The organism is Flavobacterium sp. KACC 22761 (genome assembly GCF_034058155.1).
Lineage (GTDB): Bacteria > Bacteroidota > Bacteroidia > Flavobacteriales > Flavobacteriaceae > Flavobacterium.
This window is the reverse complement of the sequence record NZ_CP139148.1, coordinates 2,105,896-2,128,738: the sequence shown is the minus strand read 5'-3', so window position 1 is coordinate 2,128,738 and position 22,843 is coordinate 2,105,896. Positions and strand designations below refer to the sequence as shown.

Below are 22,843 nucleotides of genomic sequence, written 5' to 3'. Positions count from 1 at the left end.
AATCTAAACTCTAAAATCTGCAATCTAAAATCAATTACCCTTTATCAGACAATCTCAAAATATCTCCAAAAACTCCTCTTGCCGTAACCGCAGAACCTGCACCGGCTCCCTGAATCACGATTGGACGATCTCCGTAAGATTCTGTGTAAATTTCGAAGAAAGAATCAGAACCTTTTAATCCGCCCAAAGCTGTATCTTTTGGCACTGAAACTAATTTTACTTCTAAATTTCCTTTATCATTTTGCAAATCTCCAGACAACTCTCCAATATATCTCAATACATGATTTGGCTGTTGTTCGGCTTTTATTTTCTCGTAAATTGGGTCGAATTCTTTCAACTTCGTCAAGAAATCAGAAACATTTCCTTCTCTTAAATGTTCCGGAATTAAATTCTGAATTGAGATTTCCTCAAATTCATTCTGCAAATCTAATTCTCTTGCCAAAATCAATAATTTTCTTCCCACGTCATTTCCACATAAATCCTCACGCGGATCTGGTTCTGTATATCCGTTATCAATTGCTTCTTGCAAAATTTCGCTAAACGGAGCATCTTTTGCAGAGAAATTATTGAATAAATAACTTAATGTTCCAGAGAAAACCCCTTTAATTTTCGTGATATTTTCTCCCGAAAGATGCAGTAATTTTATGGTATCAATTAACGGTAATCCCGCACCAACATTGGTTTCGTATAAATAATTTTTCTGATTTTCTGCCAAAGCTTTTCTCAATTCTTTGTAAAAACCATAAGTCAATGTATTTGCAACCTTATTTGAAGAAATCAAATCGAAACTGCTTTCTACAAGCGGAATATAATTTTCTACAAAAGAAGCACTTGCTGTATTATCAATTGCAATTAAATTCTCTAAATGATATTCATTCGCGTAAGCAATAATATCATTTAGCGTATAAGCTTCCCCTTTTGTTTGGATATCGTTTTTCCAATTTGAAGTTACGCCATTTTTATTTAAAAGCAGTTTTTTAGAGTTGGCAATTGCAAAAACATTCAGCTTAATATCTTTACGTTTTTCAATCGCTGCGGCCGATTCTAAAATTTGATTGATCAAAGTTCCTCCAACTAATCCGTGGCCGAAAATCGCAATGTTGATTTTTTTAGAAACTCCGAAGATTTCTCCGTGAATTACGTTTAAAGCTTTATTTAATTCTTCTTTTTTAACAACCAAACTCACGTTTTTACCTGTAACGGTGTTGTTGAATAAAATCGGAACTATTTTGTTTTTGATTAAAGCTGTATATGGTTTATGGAAAGTGCTCAAATCCTGTCCGATGATAGAAATTACAGATACATTATCGGTAACCGTAATCTGGTTTACATCTTTAGAATAAAAGTCGTTTTCAAACTCTTTTTCCAATTCAACCATTGCAAGTGTTGCTTTGTCTTTTGCGACAACCAACCCGATTCCTCTTTCTGAAGAACCTTGTGAAATAATACTTACGCTGATATTGTGATCGCCCATTACTTTGAAAATTCGGGCGTCAACTCCAGCTTTTCCAAGCAATCCTCGGCCTTCAAGATTCACTAATGACACATTTTCCAAAACTGAAAGCGTTTTAATTCCTTCTTTATTTGAATCTGAAGTGATTAAGGTTCCTCGATTTTCATGGTTGAAGGTATTTAAAATACGAAGCGGAATATTTTTTTCTAATAACGGAATAATCGTTTTTGCATGCAGAATCGTTGCGCCAAAATTAGCCAGCTCATTTGCTTCATTAAATGACAAATATTCAATTTTTTTAGCATCAGCAACTAAATCAGGATTTGCGGTATAAATTCCGTCAACATGCGTGAAATTTTGAAGTTCTTCGGCATTTAAATAATTCGCAATTAACGAAGCGGTATAATTACTTCCGTTTCTTCCTAAAGTTGTAGTGTCGTTATTGTTGTTTGAACCAATGAAACCTGTTACGATATTCACTGTTTCTCCGTTATGAAGCTTGAAATAATTGATCACATTTTTCTTTGAAAGTTGTTCCAAAGGCTGTGCGTCACCAAATTTTGAATCGGTTTTAAGCAATTCTCTTGTATCAACAAAGTTTGCTGGAATTCCTTTTTCGATTAAAATGGCAGTCAATAATTTAGCCGAAAGCAATTCGCCTTTAGACAAAATCTGATCTTTAATTTTGCTGCTGTAATCACCAATAAGACTTACTCCTTCAAAGAGTTTATCTAAAATATTGAATTCCTCAGACAAATCAACTTCTGGATAATCTGAAGTTTGATACGCTTTAAAACTTTCTAATAATGGTTTATAATTTCCGTTTTTAGCGGCAATTCTTAAAATATCTTCTAATTCATCTGTTGCATTACCGCGCGCAGAAACAACTACGGCAATTTGTTCGCCTTGATTTACTTTATCTGAAATGATTGAAACTACTTTGTTAAGTCCTTCTCCGTTTGATAACGATTTGCCTCCAAATTTTAATACTTTCATTTTATTTTGCTATTGTTTCTGCCTTAAAAATATCGGCAAGTAAATGATCTAATTGTTTGTACTCGATTAAAAAAGCGTCATGTCCGTGAACCGAATCAATTTCGCTATAAAAAACATTGTCTTTAAACCTTTTTAGTTCCTGATAGGTTTCCAGGTTTTCTTTTGGCGTAAAAAACAAATCTGAATTGATTGCAACAATATGAATCGCCGCGTTTGATTTTGATATTAAAGTTTCGAAATCCTCACTATTTCGAGTAATATCTATGGTTTTGAGCAATTGGTTCATCAATTTATAGGATGACAACTGAAATCTTTGTTGCAATTTTTTTCCGTGGTGTGCCAGCCAGCTTTCGATATTAAAAATCAGAAGATCTTGATTGATGGTTCGCTGAAATTTTTCTTTGAATGATTCAGGAGATCGATAACAGAGCATAGCATGAATTCTGGCATCTTCAATTGGTTTTGACGAATTGTTTAAGATTTGTTCCTGCAAATAACAATTGGCAATCATCCAATCAGTCGATTTCCAGTCTGTCGCAATCGGAATTAGATGTTCTGTGATGTTTGGCTCCAATGCCAAAATTTCCCAAGCAATTCCGCCACCTACAGAACCGCCGATTATAGCAAAAACCTGTTCTATGTTTAGCGATTTCAAACCTTTGATAAAAATTCTTGCAATATCTCTGGCGGTAAAATCCTGATAATTTTCGATTAGGAATGAATCATTTCCATTTCCCGGAACATTAAAGGCTAAAACAGTGAATCTGTTTGTATCAATGGTTTTACCATCTCCAATCAAATCACTCCACCAGCCGTTTTCCCCAGTCACTTGCGCATTTCCAGTCAAAGCATGATTGACTAAAACGATTGGTGCGGTATGCAAAGGCAAGCCAGAAAGCGTAAAACTTAACGGCAATGATGAAAATATCGCACCACTTTCTGTGATGAAATCTTGAATTATAATAGGATTGGGTATATTTTCCAATTTCAAATCTTTTTATTATTGATTTGTATGTGGAAATATTAGAAAGAAAGTCTAGGGTTTGAAACTAGAAAAATTCTTGTTGTTATCTTTCCACGTTTGGGCGTGGTAGAATGCAGCACCTTCTTCGAATTAACGAAGGGTTGCTAAGGATTCATCGGGTCTAATCCCTCCTCCTTTCTTTATAACATTTCAATACATTTTTGAACTTAACGGTGCAAATTAACTACTAATTTCTTAAACTAACAAATTTTATCGAAATTGATTCTGCAATTTCTTAAACATACTTTAAATATAAGTCGAAAGTTTAAAGTCATAAAGTCAAAAGAATTGGCATTATTAATACCATCATCTCTTTGTCTATTACTAAAACTATTATACGCAAAAAATTACCGAACAAACTGCCCAGTAAAATTAAGCGGGTTTTACCCTATTTTATGATGCTTTTTGATTTAGATAAAAAGCGTTTCATTCTCTTTTGAATACATCAAGAATAACAAAGAATTTGGTTCTTTTTTCACCTCTTTTTTATCTGTCTCCGTGATTCCGAAACTTGGGTGGATCAACTCATTTGTTGGCGGCGGATTGTTTCTTTCATTTTTGATGTTTTTGAAAGTTGAAATCTTTTTTCTTAAGTAGTTTAATGTGCTCATGATATTTAAGTTTAAGTTAGTTTGCGTTTTATAATCTTTACTTTTTCTTTAAATCTGTGTTATGGTAATCAAAATGAATAAAAAAACCCTTTTGGATTTTTAATACCAAAAGGGTTTAAGTTTTTATATAAACTTATATATACTTTTAGTATCAACAGACGCATACACAAATACGTGCGACGTTAAACATCTTGTTCATCTGTAGGGATTTATTCATCTGTGATTTGACTTTTATTTTAAAAAACTTTTGCATTTAAATTTCTTTAATAAACTTTTAGATTTGATTAAGATCTAAAAGGAAATAATCATTTGTTTTTAACATTTCGGCATCTGTTTTTAACAGATCTTACTTGTCTTACAAATTTGCGACTTTTTTTTGAATATTGCAAGTTACAAAAGCTTATTTTTTCTAAAAAAACGTTAAAAAACACTTTTTTATCGTCAAAAAACATCTTACAAAATTACAATTTAACAAAATATCAGTTTAATATTACAAAAATTTAACTAACTTTTTCTGTTTCAATCTTTCAAAGAACTTTTTTTATAACATTCAAAAACCACTTAAAGCCAAACTGCTTCTTTATTTTTAATTTTTTCGGCAACTTTTAAAATATCAGTTATAATTCCTCTTGAAATTGCCTGTTTACAAGGTGATGCTCCTTGTATAACAATTGGCACATCAGCGTAAGATTGTGTATAAATTTCAAAAATGGCATCTGATCCTTTTAATTGACCAATTGCCGATGTAACAGGTTCTGAAACTAACTTTACCTCGAGTGTATTTTTCTCGATATCATATTCACCAATATAACGCAACACATGATCTTCGCGCTGTGTAATTTTTGCTATTTTATACGATTTGTCAATTGCCTCTTTATTTAATATTCCATTTTTCTCTAAATGTTCTTCCTTTATAATAGGATTGATCTTTATATCTGCTAATTCGAACTCTTTTCCAATTTCGCGAGTCAAAATCAATAATTTTCGAGCTGTGTCATTTCCTGATAAATCTTCTTTAAAAGTATTGCGCATCAATCCTAGGAGGCTGGCATCTTTCAAAATAGCTGAAAAAGAATTTTCCTCTAAAGAAAATCTATTGAAGATATAACTCAGATGATCTGAAAAAACTCCTCTGATTTTTGTGATTTTTTCGCCCGAATAATACAAATCTCTTAAAGTCTGCAAAACCGGAAATCCCGTATCGACCGATGTTTCATATAAAAACTCTTTATCGTACTTTTTTAGATTTTCTCTCAGCTGTTTATAAAGATCGATCGGAAGCGTGTTGGCTTTTTTGTTTACGGCTACAATATTAAATCCGTTTTCGATCAAAGTATTATAATGACTAATCAGTTCGTCACTGGCTGTAGCATCTACGGCAATCAAATTTTCAAATTCATTTTCTTTCGCAAATTCCACAATATCTTCAACCCTGAAAGGAACAGCCAATTCTCTAAAATTAGTTTCCCAAGCATAGCCTACGCCTTCTTTCTCGAAAAAAGCAACAGTTGAATTGGTAATTATTGGAAAATGAAAATCGACATTCTTGCTTTGCAGAAAAAATTCCTGACTTTCAATAATTTGATTGATCAAAGTGCTTCCGATATTTCCAATTCCAAAAAGAATAATATTTATTTTAAGCTTTGACATAATTTTAATTTTTAAAACATATCTGATTTTTAACATCATGAGCTAGACGCATTGCAGTGCGTCTCTACACATATATATTGTGATTTTTTATCATAAAAAATCACCCTTAGCGGCACCACACCGCTAAAGGCAATTTTTCAAACAAAAAACAAAAAAACCTAATTTTTATTGATGCTGTATTGCGCTTGTGTAACGCTTTCAAAAACAGCTTGCAAGTCAGCAATTAAATCTTCGATATCTTCGATTCCAACAGAAAGTCGGATTAAATCTTTTGAAACTCCAGTTGACAATTGATCTTCTTCAGACAATTGCTGGTGCGTAGTACTTGCTGGATGTATAATTAATGATTTTGTATCGCCAATGTTGGCCAACAATGAGAATAATTTAGTTTCGTCAACCACTTTTTTCGCAGCATCAAAACCGCCTTTTAACCCAAACGTGATAATCCCACTTTGTCCTTCTGGCAAATATTGTTTGGCTAAATCGTGGTATTTGCTTGATTTCAAGCCTGGATAATTTACCCAAACTACCTCATCTTGTTTTTCAAGCCATTCAGCCAAGGCCAAAGCATTTTCGCTGTGTTTTTTAATTCGGATTGGCAAAGTTTCTAATCCCTGAATAATTTGAAAAGCATTAAACGGACTCAATGCCGAGCCAAAATCACGCAATCCTTCGATTCTTGCTTTTGCAATAAAAGCCGCATTTCCTAAAGCTTCGTGGTACACTAATCCATGATATCCCGCTGAAGGCTCCGTAAATTCAGGAAATTTTCCGTTTGCCCAATCAAAATTTCCGGCATCGATAATAACGCCTCCTAATGAAGTTCCGTTTCCGGCAATATATTTAGTCAAGGAATGAATTACAATATCGGCACCATATTTAATTGGGTTTAATAAATAAGGTGTCGCAACTGTATTATCTACTATAAACGGCACTTTGAATGCTTTGGCTTCCGCCGAAATTCCTTTTAAGTCCAAAACATCAAGTTTTGGATTTCCTAAAGATTCTACAAAAAAGGCTCTTGTATTTTCTTTGGCAGCTTTAGTAAAATTTTCTGGTTTTGAAGGATCTACAAACGTAGTGGTAATTCCTAATCGTGGCAATGTCACACTTAGCAAATTGTAAGTTCCTCCATATAAACTGTTTGATGCTACAATATGATCTCCAGCTCTTAATAGCGTCAATAAAGTTGTCGAAATTGCCGATGCTCCTGATGCTGTCACTACAGCTCCAATCCCGCCTTCAAGCGCTGCAAGGCGTTGTTCCAGCACATCATTTGTTGGATTATTCAATCGTGTGTAAATAAATCCAGCTTCGGCAAGACCAAATAAATTGGCGGCGTGATCTGCATTATTAAATACGTATGATGAAGTTTGATAAATTGGAACGGCTCTAGTTCCTGCGTTTTTAGTAACATCGTGTCCTGCATGTAGCGCGTTTGTTGCAAATTTTTGTGTACTCATGATTTCTTAGTTTTTAGATATTGTTAATACTATATTATAGTGTGGTTAATTTTTAAAAATTGTAATTGAATTAGAATTGACTTATGCAAAAAAATCACCCTCTTCGAGTTCATACATTTGAAGCAACAATGATTTTTGATTTCTTGCGTATTGTTCTGAATTTATTCTGTTGACTTCTCTCGAGATCTCTTCTGATTTATTAGCATTGTCTTGAGAATCGTTTCTCAATAAATATTCTATAGCTATTGAATTTAATGTTTTCATGATTTTAATTTTAAATGGTAAATAAAAAAGCCCTTTCGGATGGCGACCAAAAGGGCTTATAGTTGAAACTATAACAAAGATTTTATCTTTCACTTTTGGCAACAGCAAGTTGGGATGCACATTTGCATCATACTACAACACATCATATTTTTTCTTGCTGTTTTCATTTTTAATTAAAATTAATTTCTTTTTTAAATTCGACTAATTCGATAGGGTAAATGTAATATCTATTTTTTTAACTACCAAATTTAAAAGTGAATTTTCTTTCTTTTTTTCTTTTGACCAAAAAAAACCTCTGCGATGTGCAGAGGTTCTTTATATATTTTTTTTGAAAAAAAATTACAATAACGTCTCTGCGGAATATTCCGGCATCATACAAGACATCATATTGCAAATTGTAAATTTCATTTTTTTGTTTCTTTTTATTTCAACGAGGCAAAGTTGCGAACTATTTTTGAATCGGCCAAACAAAATTAAAAATATTTTCTATTGCCCTATCAAATTAGTATGCTACTGTTAAATTTCTCTTTAAAAAAATAAAAAAAGTTGAACTTTAATTTGCAAATCAAAATGGTTTTATACCTTTGCACCCGAATACAGAGGAAAAATTTGAACTGATTGCAACCTCTTCATAATGAAATGGTTCGTTATGGGTGCTGAAAAAATTCTTTCAGTAGTAAAAAATGCTAAAGCAGACACTCTCCTTTAGCCCTTTTTAGCAATTATTTTTCTCGCTTAATTTTAAATTTAATCATTATTATGGCTTATTTATTTACGTCAGAATCTGTTAGTGAAGGGCATCCAGACAAAGTTGCAGATCAAATTTCGGATGCATTAATTGACAACTTTTTGGCATTTGACGCTGACTCGAAAGTAGCTTGTGAAACATTAGTTACAACAGGTCAGGTTATTTTAGCAGGAGAAGTAAAATCAAATACTTATCTTGATGTACAGCAAATTGCACGTGAGGTAATCCGCAAAATTGGATATACTAAGAGCGAATATATGTTTGAAGCAAATTCTTGTGGAATTCTTTCAGCAATTCACGAGCAATCTGCAGATATTAACCAAGGTGTTGACAGAGCTAAGCCAGAAGAGCAAGGAGCTGGAGACCAAGGAATGATGTTTGGTTACGCTACAAATGAAACTGAAAACTACATGCCTTTGGCATTAGATTTATCTCATAAATTATTACAAGAATTAGCAATCTTAAGACGTGAAAACAAAGAAATCACGTATTTACGTCCAGATGCTAAATCTCAAGTAACTTTAGAATACAGCGACGATAACAAACCAACTCGTATTGATGCAATTGTTATCTCGACTCAACACGATGATTTTGATGAAGAAGCTGCAATGTTGGCTAAAATCAAAAAAGATATCGTTGAAATCTTGATTCCAAGAATTATAGCTAAAAATCCAAAACACGCTCATTTATTCAACGATAAAATAAACTACCACATCAACCCAACAGGGAAATTCGTTATTGGAGGACCTCACGGAGATACTGGTTTGACAGGAAGAAAAATCATTGTTGATACGTACGGTGGAAAAGGTGCTCACGGTGGTGGTGCATTCTCTGGGAAAGATCCAAGTAAAGTAGATAGAAGTGCTGCTTATGCTACACGTCATATCGCTAAAAACTTAGTTGCTGCAGGTGTTGCTGATGAAATCTTAGTTCAGGTTTCTTACGCAATTGGAGTTGCCGAGCCAATGGGTATTTTCATTGAAACTTACGGAACTTCTAAAGTAAACTTAACGAACGGTGAAATCGCTAAAAAAGTAGAAGCTATCTTTGATATGCGTCCTTACTTTATTGAGCAACGTTTGAAATTAAGAAACCCAATTTATAGCGAAACTGCTGCTTACGGACACATGGGACGTAAACCAGAAACGGTTACTAAAACTTTCTCTGCTCCAGGTGGAAACGAAAAAACTGTTACTGTTGAATTGTTTACATGGGAAAAACTTGATTTTGTTGACCAAGTTAAAGTTGCATTTGGATTGTAATTCAATCTAAATCTTAAACATAAAAAAACCCGATTTCAAATTGAAATCGGGTTTTTAATTTTATTATGAACTTATCTTTCCAATTGCACATTTGGCAATGTTTTAGGGCGATTAGGATCATTAGACAAAATCCAACCCGTTCTGTAAATCCACTCTGTCATTTTATGCAATTTTACGAAATCAATATTTTCAGATTCATCCATTGGCGTATGATATTGACTGTGCAAAACGCTGGTGTAAAAAACTGAAGGGATTCCTCTTCTTGCATATGGCAAATGATCTGAACGGAAGTAAAAATATTCTGGATGTTCTGGCCTGTCCCAAAGTTTATCCAAATCAAATTTTGGACCTTCGTCATTTGCTTTTTTGGCAATGGCAACCAAATCAGATGAATTTTCATGTGGCGAACTAGAACCCAATAATGCCGCTTGATTTACATTGTTTCTTCCAATCATATCACCGTTTAAAACTGCGATAATGTCTTTTTCTGGAACGGTAGGATGTGCTGCATACCATCTTGATCCCAACAAACCGCGTTCCTCTGAACCGTGAAATACAAACAAAGATGTTCTTTTTCCAGGTTGTTGCTTATAAGCTCGTGCGATTGCCAACATTGCCACGCAAGTACTTGCATTATCATCGGCTCCATTATAAATAGAATCCTGTCCGTATTTTTGACGCACACCATCATGATCTTGGTGACCGCTGAAAAGTACATATTCATTTTTCAATTTAGGATCTGTTCCTGCAATTGTACCTACGACGTTTACTGAAGGATATTTGTAAGTTTCAGAAATAACTTCAGCAGACAATAAATCTTTAGTCTTTTTTAAATAATTTAATTGATCACCGTGAACCCAGAAAACTGGCATCGTAGATCCTATTTTATCACGGAAACCTTCAATCCCGTAAATACCTCTTGTCATTTGTGGCTCCACTTGTGACCAACTTTGCTCAGCCAATTCGTCTGCAACCATAATAAGTGCGATTGCTCCTTTTTTAACCACAAGGTCATAATATTTATTTCTAACTAACCCAGGATAACGCCTGTCAAAAAGCGAAATATCATCAGCAATTCCTTCTTTTGAAGCTAATAAAACTACTGCTTTTCCCTTAACATCTGCTTTTTCAATTTCTTCTTTTGTTGCTGCGCCTAGATAAACTAATGAACCTTCTACCTTAATATTAGTAGTTTCTGCCACTAAAACATCTTTCCAAAGTTTAAACTCTTTTTGTCCAATTTTAAACTTTGTATTTGGCGTAACTTGGTGTCTGTACAAATCAAAAAATTGGAAATAAGTTCCATCATCTCCTGCAGGTTCCATTCCCGCTTCTTTTGCTTTATTAGCCAGCCACATTGATACTTTTAATTCGTCTAGAGTTCCCGCTTCACGACCGTTAAAATGGTCTCCGGCCATTTGATACATATCAGTTTTAAGATCTTTATCAGTTATTGCCGCAACTAATGGTTTTTTAACTGCCTGTGCAAAAGTCATTGCTCCAGAAACCAGTAAACCAAGGATCATTTTGTTTTTCATACCTTTTAATTTTATAATCCAAACTTAATCAATTCAAGGCAAAAACTTTAGTTTTTTACATCAAAAACAACAATTAGCAATGATTAATAAAGAAAAATGGCTATCAATACAGACAGCCATTACATTTTTCACAACGATTATATTTTTAATATGTTCCATTTTTCATCTTGTCCAAAGTCTCCTTAATATCTGCTGCCGTTTCTGGTTCTGTAACCGCATTCAAAAATTTAACTGCCAGAGCTTGTGTTTCAATAGCTTTTTGCTTTTGGCCGTCTTTATAATATAATTGTGCCAACGTATCTAAATAGTACGGATTGTTTTTGGTTATCACTAAACTATATTCAGACCATTTAATTGCTTCTTTTAAAAAATTAGCATTTTGTGATTGCAACACTACTGACCAAGCTGCATTATTGCAAAGATTAGAATGATAATCTTTAAAAGAATTCCATCCGTCATAGGATGAATCTAATGCAGAAAACATTGCATCCAATTTTTCAATTGGACTTGATGCTGTTAAATTAGAATCAAAATAAGCTGTGAACTCTTTTAAGAAATCAACATTTGATGCTGTTGGATCTTCTGAATTATTCAAATATTGAAAATAATTGCTGTACGATTCAAAATTTCCTTTTCCTAAAGCAATTATCTTTTTATAAATTGAGATATTCTTCTCTTTATTTATATCCGAAGAAAATTTATCTTGAGCAATATAAGAGTTCGACTGCAAGGCAGAAGAAATTTCAAAAATCACATTTCCTATATTATGAACTTCGTCTTCCTTATTATTGAAGTCCGAACGGTTTTCTTCAATTTTGTCAGAGTGTTTTAAAAGATAATCTATAGCTAGAAAATCCGTATCACTAAAAACTTTGTCTTCATTAAAAAGCTGTTTTGTAAAACCCTGATTTTTGATTTCTCTTACAATTGTTTCCACCAAATACATCTCTGGCTTTGTATCTTTTTGATGTGCTTCGATCAGCTTTTTCCAAGTCTGAGCGACTTCTTTTTTATCAGATGCTATTTTGGTTATTACAAAATCAGTAGAATTAGGATCAGCAATTGTTTCATCTAAATCATAATCGTACGAAATTTCTAAAACTGATGCGCTATTAAAGGCGCTAATCAAATCAGCATCAGGTGCTTTTTTATTTTTGAATACCTTATTAATGTATACAAAAGCATTTACTCGCTGCAATTTTTTATATAAATCACCATAATAGCTAAACTGATAACTCTTGTCTGATAAATCAGATTTCGCTTTCGCTAAAATATCACCATCGCTATTTAAAACTAATACACTTGGATCATCTGTGATTTTATTAGTTTTCAGCCATTTTTTGTCATCGGCGCCAGCCAAATAATAATTATACACATCATAAACAGGATTGTATCCGTCATACATATTATATCCAGCCTGTGTTTCCTGATCCTTTACAAAAGCATTGAAGTTTTCTTTTACGGCTTTATCTTTGCTATTGCTGTAAAACATTAAAAATTTAAGTTTTGCTTCTTTTGTTGCTGCCAAAGCGTTCTTTAAATTATTCTCAATTTTTAATTTAAAATCATATTGAGAAGGAAGTGTAGGAGGCGCAATTTCAGTTCCTGTCGATAAAGGCGGATATAGTGTTGTATCAACAGCAACCCCAGTTCCATAAATGTCATTATAATTTTCTTTCCCCGGGTAAGTCCAATTTGAGATGGTTTGATTTTCAAGTGGAATTACTTTTTTTGGCTTTTCTGGCTGTGGATTTTTTTCATTTAAAAACACCAGAGGATCTTTGCCCGAAGGCTCCGAGATTTTCAATTCATTTGTTTTCCGATCAAAAAAACCGCCAATTTTTAAATCGCCTAAAAGTGCAAATTCATATTTTACGGTTATTTCAGAAACATCTTTTGGCAATGTATATTTGCAGACATTGCTTTTGCCGTCATAATTTTCATAAACCAAATATAAATAATCCGTTTTTTCGATATCAAATTCTAAATCTGTCTTTTCCCAATTTGGGTCTATTTTAGTTTTAATATCCGAAACTCTCTGATAAACTACCTCTTCGTTTCCTTTTTGTGTTCCTATATAAAAAGAATAATAGGATGAATCTGGGAACTTAATTTTTACTTTTTTCGCCTTTTTATCGGTTGCAAAAGCAAGATCAAAACCATTTTCAGCATTTTCTTTCTGAATAAAGATTAAAGAATCGCCTTTGATTTCATAATTGCCTGTATAAAAAACTAGCTCATATTTATTATCTTCTAATAAATTGAGCTTGATTTTTTGGCCTTTATTGGTAGATAAATAAGTTCCCTTTTCTATTCCTTTCACTTGAGAAAATGAACAGGAAATTCCTGTAATCACGAGTAATATACTCCACACAAACTTGCGCATGACTATTTTTTTTGCTGTTAATAATTTGAAGCAAAGATATTCGATTCTTATCGAAACAAGTCATTAAAACTGATAATTTAGCAATTAAAATACTACAAATTGTATTTCATTGAAAAGATGATGTAGCGAGGCTGAACAGTGTATTGCGAAACTCGTGTAGAAAATTGCGAAAAACTGTCATCATTCAAATAAGTTGTATTTAATATGTTTGTAGCCGAAACTTTATACTCCCATTTGCTGTCTTTTTTCTGATAAACCAAACTGGCGCTCAAAAAGTCATATTCGTTATCAACCGTTTTATTTCCATTATAATAATGATAGAATTCATACTCTGAAACAAATGAAAAACTTTTCCAGAAATAATAATCCAATCTCGCAAAAGGCTTGTCCGTATAATAAGTTGAACCGCTGTATTGATTAATCAAAGCGTTATAACCAAGTTCTAAATTCGGCAGATTTTTATAATTTGTTGCTGCTTTTACCGTATAACTTTGCGTAAAACTTTCTGTCGTCGCCAAAACATTATTCTGAATATTATTAAACTTTGACCAATTCAAGCTTGCCGTTGCCGAGGCTTTGTAATTTTTCAAGAAAGAACGTCCGTAACTTCCCATTCCGCTTAAAGTTTCATCGGCTAAATTGGAGTTATACGGAACTGAAGATTGATTAATTCCGTCAAAATTAGCCTTCGTTTTTATGGCGTCAACTTTTTTCGTGTACGTGGCATTGGCAAAAATATTCTCGAAATTGAACATATTATATTTGAAATAACGCAATGAATGCACTTGCGAAGTCGCATTTTCCAAGAAACGATTTCCTCTAAACAAACTGCTGTAATCTGATAAAACATAACCCGCCGCAAGCTGATTGATATCTGTAAAATCATTCGATAATGAAAAATTATACGTCAATGTTTCTGATTTTTTGATTTGGTACAAGGCAAAAAAATCAGGAAGGACTTTTGTGAAACTTTGTGAATAATCGGTTCCCAATTGCGCATTTGTCATATTGTATGTGTGTATGCTTAGGCCGGGAGTGAAAGTAAATTTTCCTGTCAGGATTTTATAGTGAAAACCTAAAAAAGCATCATTAAATCTATAATCAACATCATTGTTATTTTCTGGTTCATTCAAGTCATTTTTATCTCTATTGTCCAGCATTTGGAAAATATGAGAATTGAAATTTTGGTACGAATAGGTATTTCCTAAAGTCACATTAAAATTGCTTTTTGGCGTTACCATATAATAGTAATCCAGTTTTGCATCGAGTTTATTTGTTTTCACAAAACGGTCCTGATTCAAATCATTTCGATTCTGTCCCGAAATATATCCAGCCAAATCAAAAGGCTGCGAACGTAAATTGGCATTATAAAACGGATTCTCGTCTTGATATAAATGTTGCGCCTCAAAAGCAAAAATGTTTTTGTCGCTTTGCGTATAATACAAACTCAAATTTTGATTTACTGATGTTGGATCTTGCTTTTTCTGTGTCAAAATGGTTTCAACTGCCGAAACATTATTTACAACCGATTCACGTAACAAATCAGTATCTTCATCTTGTTTTGATAATTTGGTCAAAATATCATAATCAAACTGAAATTTATCGCTTGGCTTATAACTCGAACTCAATTTAAAAAGTCCCAAATTATTTTTTTGATGCGTCATTTCATCTCGTTTCTGCTGATCGCCAGAATCTAAAATCGTGGTTTGCGATTTGGTTTCTAAATCTGTTTTCGAAACCGAAAGAATTCCGAAACCGCTAATATTCCAAGCTTTTGTGGGATTATAAGAAAAATTCGTCGCTCCAAACTTCGTTTCGATTTCCTTAGCACGATTGTTTCTTAAAACTGAAATCCCCAAATCATTCGACGAAACATTAAAATTGCTTCCTCCCTTTTTCATCATATTTTTGAAACCGCCCGTAAATTTGAAATAATCCTGGGCCGTCAGAGGCAATTCGCCAATATTATTGAAATTGGTAATTAAATTGATGGAATATTTAGGACTATAATAAAACAGTTTTGGATTGATTATGTATCGACTATCAAGCTCTGCAACGCCAATTCCTGCCGTTACATCTCCAAACCAGAAATTCTTTTTCCCCGATTTCAGCTTGATGTTCATCGCAACATTATCCTGATCATTTTCCAGACCTTTTAATTGGCTTACTTCGTTATAATTTCTTAAAACCTGCACTTTGTCAATAGCATCGGCAGGAATATTTTTAACGCCTAGTTTGGTATCTCCGTCGAAAAAATCTTTTCCTTCAACCATTAATTTGCTGACTTTTTTTCCTTCTACTTCTATTTCACCATCGGCATTTACCTCAACGCCGGGCAATTTTTTCAAAACATCCTCCAGCTTTTTTTCTGTTCCCGATTTAAACGAATCGGCATTGTAAACAATAGTGTCACCTTTTATCGAAACCGGCATTTCGCGAACAATTTCAACACCTTCCAATTCTATTCCAGCACCGTCCATTACAATATTCTGAACGATATTTTCGGTATTGGTCGAAATCGCCATTTCTTTTGATTTCATTCCAAGATAACTTATCTTAATTGTATAAGAAGTATTTGGCTTTAATGTAAGCTGAAATTTCCCTTTATCATTAGTAATACCATAAGAATCCATTGCTTTTGTGGCGTTGTTAACCGCCATAATATTGGCCATTTCCAACGGATTTTTTTGCTCGTCTTGAATAATACCATCAAAACGAACCGTTTGCGCAAAAGATATCGAGGTCATTAAAAAAATGACGAAAAGAAATATATTTTTCATGGAGAAAATCTAAAGAATGATATTCAAAAATTATCGTCTAATCATTACTGGACCACCACCTGGACCACCTTCACGGCCACGGTTCATTTCTCTGAATTCTTCCATTTTTTTGATTACTGTTTCATCGTAATCTTTCTGAGAAACCACTTTTCCTTTTGTAGGTGCCTTTATTTCGACTTTGTCTTTGGCATTTAAAACAATTTTCGAACATAAAATAGTCGTTCTTCCATCGTTTACTTCCAAAATCAAACCCGGAAGTCCCCAATAATTTTCTGGTCCCTGATTCACAGGAATCTCTGGAGAATACCAAGCTGTTATTATAATTTCTTTAGGAATTTCGAAGTTATCCTGAAAGTTTGTTTTCGTTTCGCCAGAAGTTTTCTTTGCGTCATCTTTTTTCTCTTCCGGCTTTTTATCGTCGTTATTTTTGGGTCTGAAGTTTCTAAAATCGGTTTTGCTAGCTTCTTTTACCGCCGTTGCCTTGTAGCATGTATAACCGCCAATTTGTTTGGTTTCAGATTCCATTTTCCAATTTAATTTTGGCAAAGAATCCACCACTAGAAATTCTTTTCCCATAAATTCTTTGTCAACTGTGTACGATTTGCTTTTTACATTTTTATAAAAAGTGCCTCCGCCACCCATGAACGAATTCATCATAATGCGCATGCCACCTCCTTGCTGACCTGGTGTTTCCAATTTTTCTTCTTCTTTATAAATAGAAGCCGATTTGTCAAAATTTAAAATAAAGGTTTTTTCAAGCATTTTTTTCATTCGCTCCTCCATATTCTTTTGCATTTCGGGCGTAATATCTCTATTAGCTCGCATTCCATCCATTTTCGGAGCTTGGGTTTTTGACTCATAAACAGCCATTCCCTGAAAATCTTTTTGCGCCTGCATTTGAGAAAAAACAAGCATCAAAGACATATAAAAAAACACTTTTTTCATTTCATTTTATTTTAAATTGGTAATTTGTATTAAAAACTTATACTCAAATGTATTATTATTTTTAAAATACTAAAAATATAATATATCAACGCTTTTAAGACATAGATAGAATACGTTATTTTTTAGACTATTACGATCGAGAAAGGTTTAAATGACAGAATCGCCAAAATCTCATTTTTTTAAACTTTTATCGTAAGGTTTTTTGTAATTTGGCATGACCGAAACTAAAAAACATGACTAAAACAGCAATAAATATTCTATTTTTCTTTTTAATTGCTGTTTCACCGATTCTTCTTTCGGCGCAAAATTCAAAGATAAATGCAGTTCAAATTTCTCATGCAAACTATACTGCTGATGACTATTTAGGAAAAGATTCATTCGGATTTAGTTACCAAATCAGCAACAATGTTTTTACTAAATTTAAAGGAAACGAGGTTTTTGAATATAAAAATGTTTCTTTAGGAAGAATCACAAAAACAGATTTACAGAATCCGTTGAAAATGGTTTTGTATTATGAAGATTTCAATACTGTTGTTTTGCTTGACAATCAGCTGAACAAAATTACCGAAATCAATTTTTCACTAAATGCTACTCCTATTGTCGCAAGCGCAATTGGAATGTCAACTCAAAATCAATTATGGATTTATAATGCGCTGAATCAACAAATTGGATTGCTTGATTATTTGAAAAATGAATACAAAACGGTTTCTATTCCGTTGACAGAACCTATAAAATACTATCAGACCGATTTTAATGCTTTTTATTGGATTGATAAAAAAAACAACTGGTTTTCGTGTGATATTTTCGGAAAAATTACTAGCCTCGGAAACGTACCAGATTTTGATAAAATCGAAATAATTGATGGACAAAAATACATTTTCAGCAAAGGTAATCACTTGTATTTAAGAGACATTAGCAAAGACAAAACTAACGTAATTTCAGAAATTGAAATTTTAGAAAAATCGTTTGATAATTTCTATTACAAAGACCAAATTTTATCTATTTTTACAGCTAAAGAAATTGTAAATTATAAAATCGTAACACCGTAATGCACATAGCAATAGCAGGAAATATCGGCGCAGGAAAGACAACATTAACAAAGTTATTGGCCAAACACTTTAAATGGGAACCTCATTATGAAGATGTGGTTGATAATCCGTACTTAGACGATTTTTACCACCAAATGGAGCGTTGGTCATTTAATTTACAAATCTATTTCTTAAATAGCCGTTTCCGCCAAGTGCAGCAAATTCGCGAAAGCGGAAAAAAAATCATTCAGGATAGAACAATTTATGAGGATGCTTATATTTTTGCTCCCAATTTATATTCTATGGGATTGATGACAAGCCGTGATTTTGAAAATTACACTTCGTTGTTTGAATTAATGGAATCATTGGTAAAAGCACCCGATTTATTGATTTATTTGAGAAGTTCTATTCCAAATCTTGTTGGACAAATCCACAAACGCGGACGCGAATACGAAAATTCAATTTCGATTGATTATTTGAGTCGTTTGAACGAAAGATACGAAGCATGGATTCAAACTTATACAAAAGGCCGATTATTGATTATTGATGTTGACAATATTAATTTTGTTGATAATCCAGAAGATTTAGGAAATATCATTAATAGAATTGATGCCGAATTGAACGGATTATTCTAAAACACGAATTGCACAGATTTACACGAATAAAAAATGCCTCTAAATATTAGAGGCATTTTTAGTTTTTAAAAGCTTTGTCAAAGTTTTAAACTTTGACAAAGCTATCAAGTTGTTCTTATTTAACAGCGTCAATCTTAGCTTTTACTTCTTCTTCGGTTCCTTCATAAACTTCAGTTGTAGTTTTGCCGTTTTCTGTTTTTGTAACTGTTCCAATGGTTTTGCCATTTTCTTTTCTTAGTTCCACTTTAAGTGACTTTTTCTCATATTTGCTGGTATCAAAACAATCTGTTCTTTGATGCATATATTTTCCGTTTGCGTCATAATGTGCCAAACATTTTGCTGTTTCTTCTGCTGTACAGCCTTTTTCTTTGCACATTCTAGCACATTCTTCTTTAGTCATTGTTGATAAATCGCCACATTTCGAAGCACCACCAGCGTGCATTTCCATTTTCACGCAACAAGAACCTTTTTCTGTCATTCCTGAAGCATGTCCTTCACCCAAAATTGGCGCAACAACCAATCCAATCAAACAAGTTAATTTAATTAAGATGTTCATTGATGGCCCAGAAGTATCTTTAAACGGATCTCCAACTGTATCTCCAGTTACTGCCGCCTTATGAGCATCAGAACCTTTGTAGGTCATTTCTCCGTTGATCATTACTCCAGCTTCGAAAGATTTTTTAGCATTATCCCAAGCACCTCCGGCATTGTTTTGAAAAACTGCCCAAAGTACTCCAGAAACCGTAACTCCGGCCATATATCCTCCCAACATTTCAGCAATCAACTGATTGTTATCTGCATAAACTAATTTTCCAATCAACACAATTGCAATAGGAAAACCAATTGTCAAAATTCCTGGAAGCATCATTTCGCGTAAAGCGGCTTTTGTCGAAATTTCAACGCATTTTCCGTATTCTGGTTTTCCGGTTCCTTCCATAATTCCAGGAATTTCCTTAAATTGACGACGCACTTCGTAAACCATATCCATTGCCGCTTTTCCAACAGAATTCATTGCTAAAGCAGAGAAAACTACCGGAATCATTCCTCCAACAAATAACATCGCTAAAACTGGCGCTTTGAAAATATTGATTCCGTCAATTCCTGTAAACGTTACATAAGCCGCAAATAATGCTAGCGAAGTTAGCGCTGCAGATGCAATTGCAAATCCTTTTCCTGTAGCTGCCGTCGTGTTTCCAACTGAATCTAAAATATCAGTTCTGGTACGAACTTCTTTAGGCAATTCGCTCATTTCAGCGATTCCTCCGGCATTGTCTGAAATTGGACCGAAAGCATCAATTGCCAATTGCATTGCCGTTGTCGCCATCATTGCTGAAGCCGCCAGCGCTACTCCGTAAAATCCTGCTAAAGCATACGAAATCCAGATTGCTACTGCGAACAACAATACAGTTGGAAAAGTAGAAATCATTCCGGTTGCCAAACCTGCAATAACATTTGTTCCCGCTCCTGTTGATGATTTTTGAACAATTGCCATAACTGGTTTTGTTCCTAATCCTGTATAATATTCTGTTACCGATGAAATTGCTCCACCCACAACTAATCCAACTAAAGTAGCATAGAAAACACGCATTGAAGAAATTTGCTGAGATCCTTCTCCAAAAAATTCCATTGTCATTACTTCTGGCAACATATGTTGTACCAAAAAGAAACAGGCAATAGCTGTTAAAGCAATAGAAATCCAGTTTCCTATATTTAATGCTTTTTGCACTTGAGCTTCTTTAGCGTTATCATCTGAAATTTTCACCAACATTGTTCCGATAATCGAAAATAAAATTCCGAAACCAGCAATTGCCATTGGAAGCAAAATTGGTCCAATGCCGCCGAAAGCGTCATTGATGCTTCCACCCATATCTTTTATCACATAGTTTCCAAGAACCATTGCCGCCAAAACAGTCGCTACGTAAGACCCAAATAAATCGGCTCCCATACCTGCAACGTCTCCAACGTTATCTCCAACATTATCTGCAATTGTTGCTGGATTACGAGGATCATCTTCTGGAATTCCGGCTTCAACTTTACCAACTAAGTCAGCTCCAACATCGGCAGCTTTTGTGTAAATTCCCCCACCAACTCTGGCAAATAAAGCGATTGATTCTGCACCAAGTGAAAATCCTGCCAGAGTTTCCAAAACAACTGTCATGGTATCGGTATCTTTCCAAACACCGCCTGAAAATAAATTAAAGAAAATGATAAAGAAAGCTGTTAATCCTAAAACGGCTAAACCGGCAACACCAAGTCCCATTACGGTTCCTCCGCCAAAAGAAACTTTTAAGGCCTGAGGCAAACTTGTACGCGCAGCCTGAGTAGTTCTAACGTTTGTTTTAGTTGCTATTTTCATTCCCATATTTCCTGCTAAAGCGGAGAAAAATGCACCAAAAATAAATGCTACTACGATTAATAAATGTGTTTTTACTCCAGGGATAAAAGTAATTCCCGCCAAAGCTAAACTGGCAACAATTACAAATATGGTTAATAATTTATATTCGGCTTTTAGGAAGGCTAAGGCCCCTTCGTAGATGTAATCTGAAATCTCTTTCATTTTACCGTCTCCGGCATCTTGTTTTAAAACCCACGTCCTTTTTATTCCCATGAAAAATAAACCTAAAACTGCCATTATAATAGGCAGGTAAATCATAAATGCATTCATAATATTTTATTGGTTTTGGTTAATAGTCAACAATCTAACTGAACGAATTTAAACAAAAAAGCAATACTCCTGACGGCAGTATTGCTTTTTTTATAATAGAATAAGGTTAAAATTATTTAATGCTAAATAATCCTGCTGGTTTATTTTCAATGTCATCAAAACGCTTAGTGCATTCTGCGATAATTTCGTAAGCTTCTTTTACGTCTCCCCATCCTTCAACATCAACTTTTTTGTTTTCAAGATCTTTGTAAACTTGAAAAAAGTGCTCGATTTCTTTTACTAAGTGTGGGTTGATATCTGATAAATCTGATAATGAATTCCAGATTGGATCTGAAACTGGTACACAAATAATTTTTTCATCTGGTCCTTTATCGTCTGCCATGTGGAAAACACCAATTGGTTTTACTTCCATAACACATCCAGGAAAAGTTGGTTCATTTACTAAAACCAATACATCAAGAGGATCTCCATCAAGTGCTAAAGTTTCTGGAATAAATCCATAATCAGCTGGGTACATCATTGAAGAGAATAACATTCTGTCGAAACGCATTCTTTTGATTTCAAAATCGTACTCGTATTTATTTCTGCTTCCTCTTGGTATTTCGATTAATACATCGAAAGTCGTTAGTTTGTCTGCGGTCATTTTCGTTTTTTATTATATCTTATAATTTCGGTTGCAAAAGTAACCAAACATTCTATTTTTACAATGAAAAAAGTATATTAATCTATGAATTTATTCATTAATTAATATACTTTTCTTTTTCTATAACAGATAGTTAATAAGTAATTGTTCTATTTCGCTTTTTTAAGTAATGGTGCCAAAGCAAATAGGTTGCATAAGATCGGTACGGACTCCATTGTTCGGCATGAATTTCCATTTCCTGCTTATCGTGAATATTGAACAATTCTTTCATTGTATTCACCACTGCAATATCTCCAAGCGGAATCAAATCGGGTTCTTCCAGACAAAACATCAAATAAATATCAATCGTCCAATTTCCAATTCCTTTTAGCTTGATTAGCTCTTCCCGAACTTGCTTTGCCGATTTCGAAGGCAGACTTTCAATATCTAAATCTTTATTTAAAACAGCTTCCGCTAAAATTTTAATGTATTTTGTTTTTTGACGGCTTACGCCAAGACTTCTAAATTCTTCATCAGATAAAATCACCATGTTTTCGGGATTGCAGTCTTTATAAGCTTTAATTTTTAAAAATGTGGCTTTCGCCGAATCTATAGAAACTTGCTGTTCCAATATTAGCAACACCAAAGTCTCAAAACCTTGAGGACGTCTCGGAATTGGAGGCAATCCGTATGTCTCGATTATTTCCTGAAATATCTGATTTTTATTGGTTAGAAAATCGATGGCTTCTTGCATGAGTTGTTTAAGTGTTTAT

Annotated in this window: 16 protein-coding genes and 1 riboswitch; of the genes, 3 read left to right on the top strand and 13 right to left on the bottom strand. The window is 33.7% G+C overall.

All coding sequences use genetic code 11. The features are described from left to right. Positions 1-34 precede the first annotated feature (34 nt). From thrA to SCB73_RS09270, 6 genes are all read right to left on the bottom strand, one after another. Positions 35-2,449 (bottom strand): bifunctional aspartate kinase/homoserine dehydrogenase I, encoded by a 2,415-nt coding sequence (gene thrA / locus SCB73_RS09295; RefSeq protein WP_320569760.1) that lies wholly within the window; start codon positions 2,447-2,449, stop codon positions 35-37. 1 nt (position 2,450) lies between these two features. Further along, positions 2,451-3,434 (bottom strand): alpha/beta fold hydrolase, encoded by a 984-nt coding sequence (locus tag SCB73_RS09290; RefSeq protein WP_320569759.1) that lies wholly within the window; start codon positions 3,432-3,434, stop codon positions 2,451-2,453. Between the two features lie 79 nt (positions 3,435-3,513). Further along, a riboswitch (SAM riboswitch) is annotated at positions 3,514-3,622 on the bottom strand. 261 nt (positions 3,623-3,883) lie between these two features. Beyond that, the gene (locus SCB73_RS09285) at positions 3,884-4,084 is read right to left on the bottom strand and encodes a hypothetical protein (protein ID WP_320569758.1); all 201 of its coding nucleotides are present in this window, start codon (positions 4,082-4,084) and stop codon (positions 3,884-3,886) included. Between the two features lie 561 nt (positions 4,085-4,645). Continuing rightward, positions 4,646-5,734: a homoserine dehydrogenase family protein gene (locus SCB73_RS09280; RefSeq protein ID WP_320569757.1), complete on the bottom strand. Its 1,089-nt coding sequence runs from the start codon at positions 5,732-5,734 to the stop codon at positions 4,646-4,648. Positions 5,735-5,892: 158 nt separating this feature from the next. Then, entirely contained in the window at positions 5,893-7,197 is a 1,305-nt protein-coding gene (locus SCB73_RS09275) for an O-acetylhomoserine aminocarboxypropyltransferase/cysteine synthase family protein (protein ID WP_320569756.1), read from the bottom strand. A gap of 81 nt (positions 7,198-7,278) precedes the next feature. Beyond that, positions 7,279-7,461, bottom strand: coding sequence for a hypothetical protein (locus tag SCB73_RS09270; RefSeq protein ID WP_320569755.1), 183 nt, complete (start codon positions 7,459-7,461; stop codon positions 7,279-7,281). Positions 7,462-8,220: 759 nt separating this feature from the next. On the opposite strand from SCB73_RS09270, the gene metK reads away from it, so the two are divergent. Next, on the top strand, positions 8,221-9,471 hold the full coding sequence (gene metK, locus SCB73_RS09265) for a methionine adenosyltransferase (RefSeq protein WP_320569754.1): 1,251 nt from the start codon (positions 8,221-8,223) through the stop codon (positions 9,469-9,471). Positions 9,472-9,542: 71 nt separating this feature from the next. On the opposite strand, the gene SCB73_RS09260 is transcribed toward metK, so the two are convergent. The 4 genes from SCB73_RS09260 to SCB73_RS09245 form a co-directional block, all read right to left on the bottom strand. Continuing rightward, positions 9,543-11,009, bottom strand: coding sequence for a M28 family peptidase (locus SCB73_RS09260; protein ID WP_320569753.1), 1,467 nt, complete (start codon positions 11,007-11,009; stop codon positions 9,543-9,545). 145 nt (positions 11,010-11,154) lie between these two features. After that, positions 11,155-13,395 (bottom strand): hypothetical protein, encoded by a 2,241-nt coding sequence (locus tag SCB73_RS09255; protein ID WP_320569752.1) that lies wholly within the window; start codon positions 13,393-13,395, stop codon positions 11,155-11,157. A gap of 92 nt (positions 13,396-13,487) precedes the next feature. Next, positions 13,488-16,175: a carboxypeptidase-like regulatory domain-containing protein gene (locus tag SCB73_RS09250; protein ID WP_320569751.1), complete on the bottom strand. Its 2,688-nt coding sequence runs from the start codon at positions 16,173-16,175 to the stop codon at positions 13,488-13,490. 30 nt (positions 16,176-16,205) lie between these two features. After that, entirely contained in the window at positions 16,206-17,120 is a 915-nt protein-coding gene (locus tag SCB73_RS09245) for a GLPGLI family protein (RefSeq protein WP_320569750.1), read from the bottom strand. Positions 17,121-17,353: 233 nt separating this feature from the next. On the opposite strand from SCB73_RS09245, the gene SCB73_RS09240 reads away from it, so the two are divergent. Together SCB73_RS09240 and SCB73_RS09235 are read left to right on the top strand one after the other, a co-directional pair. Further along, positions 17,354-18,169, top strand: coding sequence for a hypothetical protein (locus tag SCB73_RS09240; protein WP_320569749.1), 816 nt, complete (start codon positions 17,354-17,356; stop codon positions 18,167-18,169). After that, positions 18,169-18,783: a deoxynucleoside kinase gene (locus SCB73_RS09235; RefSeq protein ID WP_132990714.1), complete on the top strand. Its 615-nt coding sequence runs from the start codon at positions 18,169-18,171 to the stop codon at positions 18,781-18,783. The genes SCB73_RS09240 and SCB73_RS09235 overlap by 1 nt, the downstream gene beginning before the upstream one ends. 115 nt (positions 18,784-18,898) lie before the next feature. On the opposite strand, the gene SCB73_RS09230 is transcribed toward SCB73_RS09235, so the two are convergent. From SCB73_RS09230 to SCB73_RS09220, 3 genes are all read right to left on the bottom strand, one after another. Then, positions 18,899-21,448 carry a sodium-translocating pyrophosphatase gene (locus tag SCB73_RS09230; protein ID WP_320569748.1) on the bottom strand — a complete coding sequence of 850 codons (2,550 nt, stop codon included), beginning with the start codon at positions 21,446-21,448 and terminating at the stop codon, positions 18,899-18,901. Between the two features lie 112 nt (positions 21,449-21,560). Further along, positions 21,561-22,091: an inorganic diphosphatase gene (locus tag SCB73_RS09225; RefSeq protein ID WP_320569747.1), complete on the bottom strand. Its 531-nt coding sequence runs from the start codon at positions 22,089-22,091 to the stop codon at positions 21,561-21,563. A 133-nt stretch (positions 22,092-22,224) separates the two neighbouring features. Then, on the bottom strand, positions 22,225-22,824 hold the full coding sequence (locus tag SCB73_RS09220; protein ID WP_320569746.1) for a DNA-3-methyladenine glycosylase family protein: 600 nt from the start codon (positions 22,822-22,824) through the stop codon (positions 22,225-22,227). Between the last annotated feature and the right edge of the window lie 19 nt (positions 22,825-22,843).

Bases quoted from the DNA above. Each gene is read 5' to 3' on its own strand.
- thrA (WP_320569760.1), bottom strand. From the start codon at position 2,449: ATGAAAGTATTAAAATTTGGAGGCAAATCGTTATCAAACGGAGAAGGA.
- SCB73_RS09285 (WP_320569758.1), bottom strand. From the start codon at position 4,084: ATGAGCACATTAAACTACTTAAGAAAAAAGATTTCAACTTTCAAAAAC.
- SCB73_RS09280 (WP_320569757.1), bottom strand. From the start codon at position 5,734: ATGTCAAAGCTTAAAATAAATATTATTCTTTTTGGAATTGGAAATATC.
- SCB73_RS09275 (WP_320569756.1), bottom strand. From the start codon at position 7,197: ATGAGTACACAAAAATTTGCAACAAACGCGCTACATGCAGGACACGAT.
- SCB73_RS09270 (WP_320569755.1), bottom strand. From the start codon at position 7,461: ATGAAAACATTAAATTCAATAGCTATAGAATATTTATTGAGAAACGAT.
- metK (WP_320569754.1), top strand. From the start codon at position 8,221: ATGGCTTATTTATTTACGTCAGAATCTGTTAGTGAAGGGCATCCAGAC.
- SCB73_RS09260 (WP_320569753.1), bottom strand. From the start codon at position 11,009: ATGAAAAACAAAATGATCCTTGGTTTACTGGTTTCTGGAGCAATGACT.
- SCB73_RS09255 (WP_320569752.1), bottom strand. From the start codon at position 13,395: ATGCGCAAGTTTGTGTGGAGTATATTACTCGTGATTACAGGAATTTCC.
- SCB73_RS09250 (WP_320569751.1), bottom strand. From the start codon at position 16,175: ATGAAAAATATATTTCTTTTCGTCATTTTTTTAATGACCTCGATATCT.
- SCB73_RS09245 (WP_320569750.1), bottom strand. From the start codon at position 17,120: ATGAAAAAAGTGTTTTTTTATATGTCTTTGATGCTTGTTTTTTCTCAA.
- SCB73_RS09240 (WP_320569749.1), top strand. From the start codon at position 17,354: ATGACTAAAACAGCAATAAATATTCTATTTTTCTTTTTAATTGCTGTT.
- SCB73_RS09235 (WP_132990714.1), top strand. From the start codon at position 18,169: ATGCACATAGCAATAGCAGGAAATATCGGCGCAGGAAAGACAACATTA.
- SCB73_RS09230 (WP_320569748.1), bottom strand. From the start codon at position 21,448: ATGAATGCATTTATGATTTACCTGCCTATTATAATGGCAGTTTTAGGT.
- SCB73_RS09225 (WP_320569747.1), bottom strand. From the start codon at position 22,091: ATGACCGCAGACAAACTAACGACTTTCGATGTATTAATCGAAATACCA.
- SCB73_RS09220 (WP_320569746.1), bottom strand. From the start codon at position 22,824: ATGCAAGAAGCCATCGATTTTCTAACCAATAAAAATCAGATATTTCAG.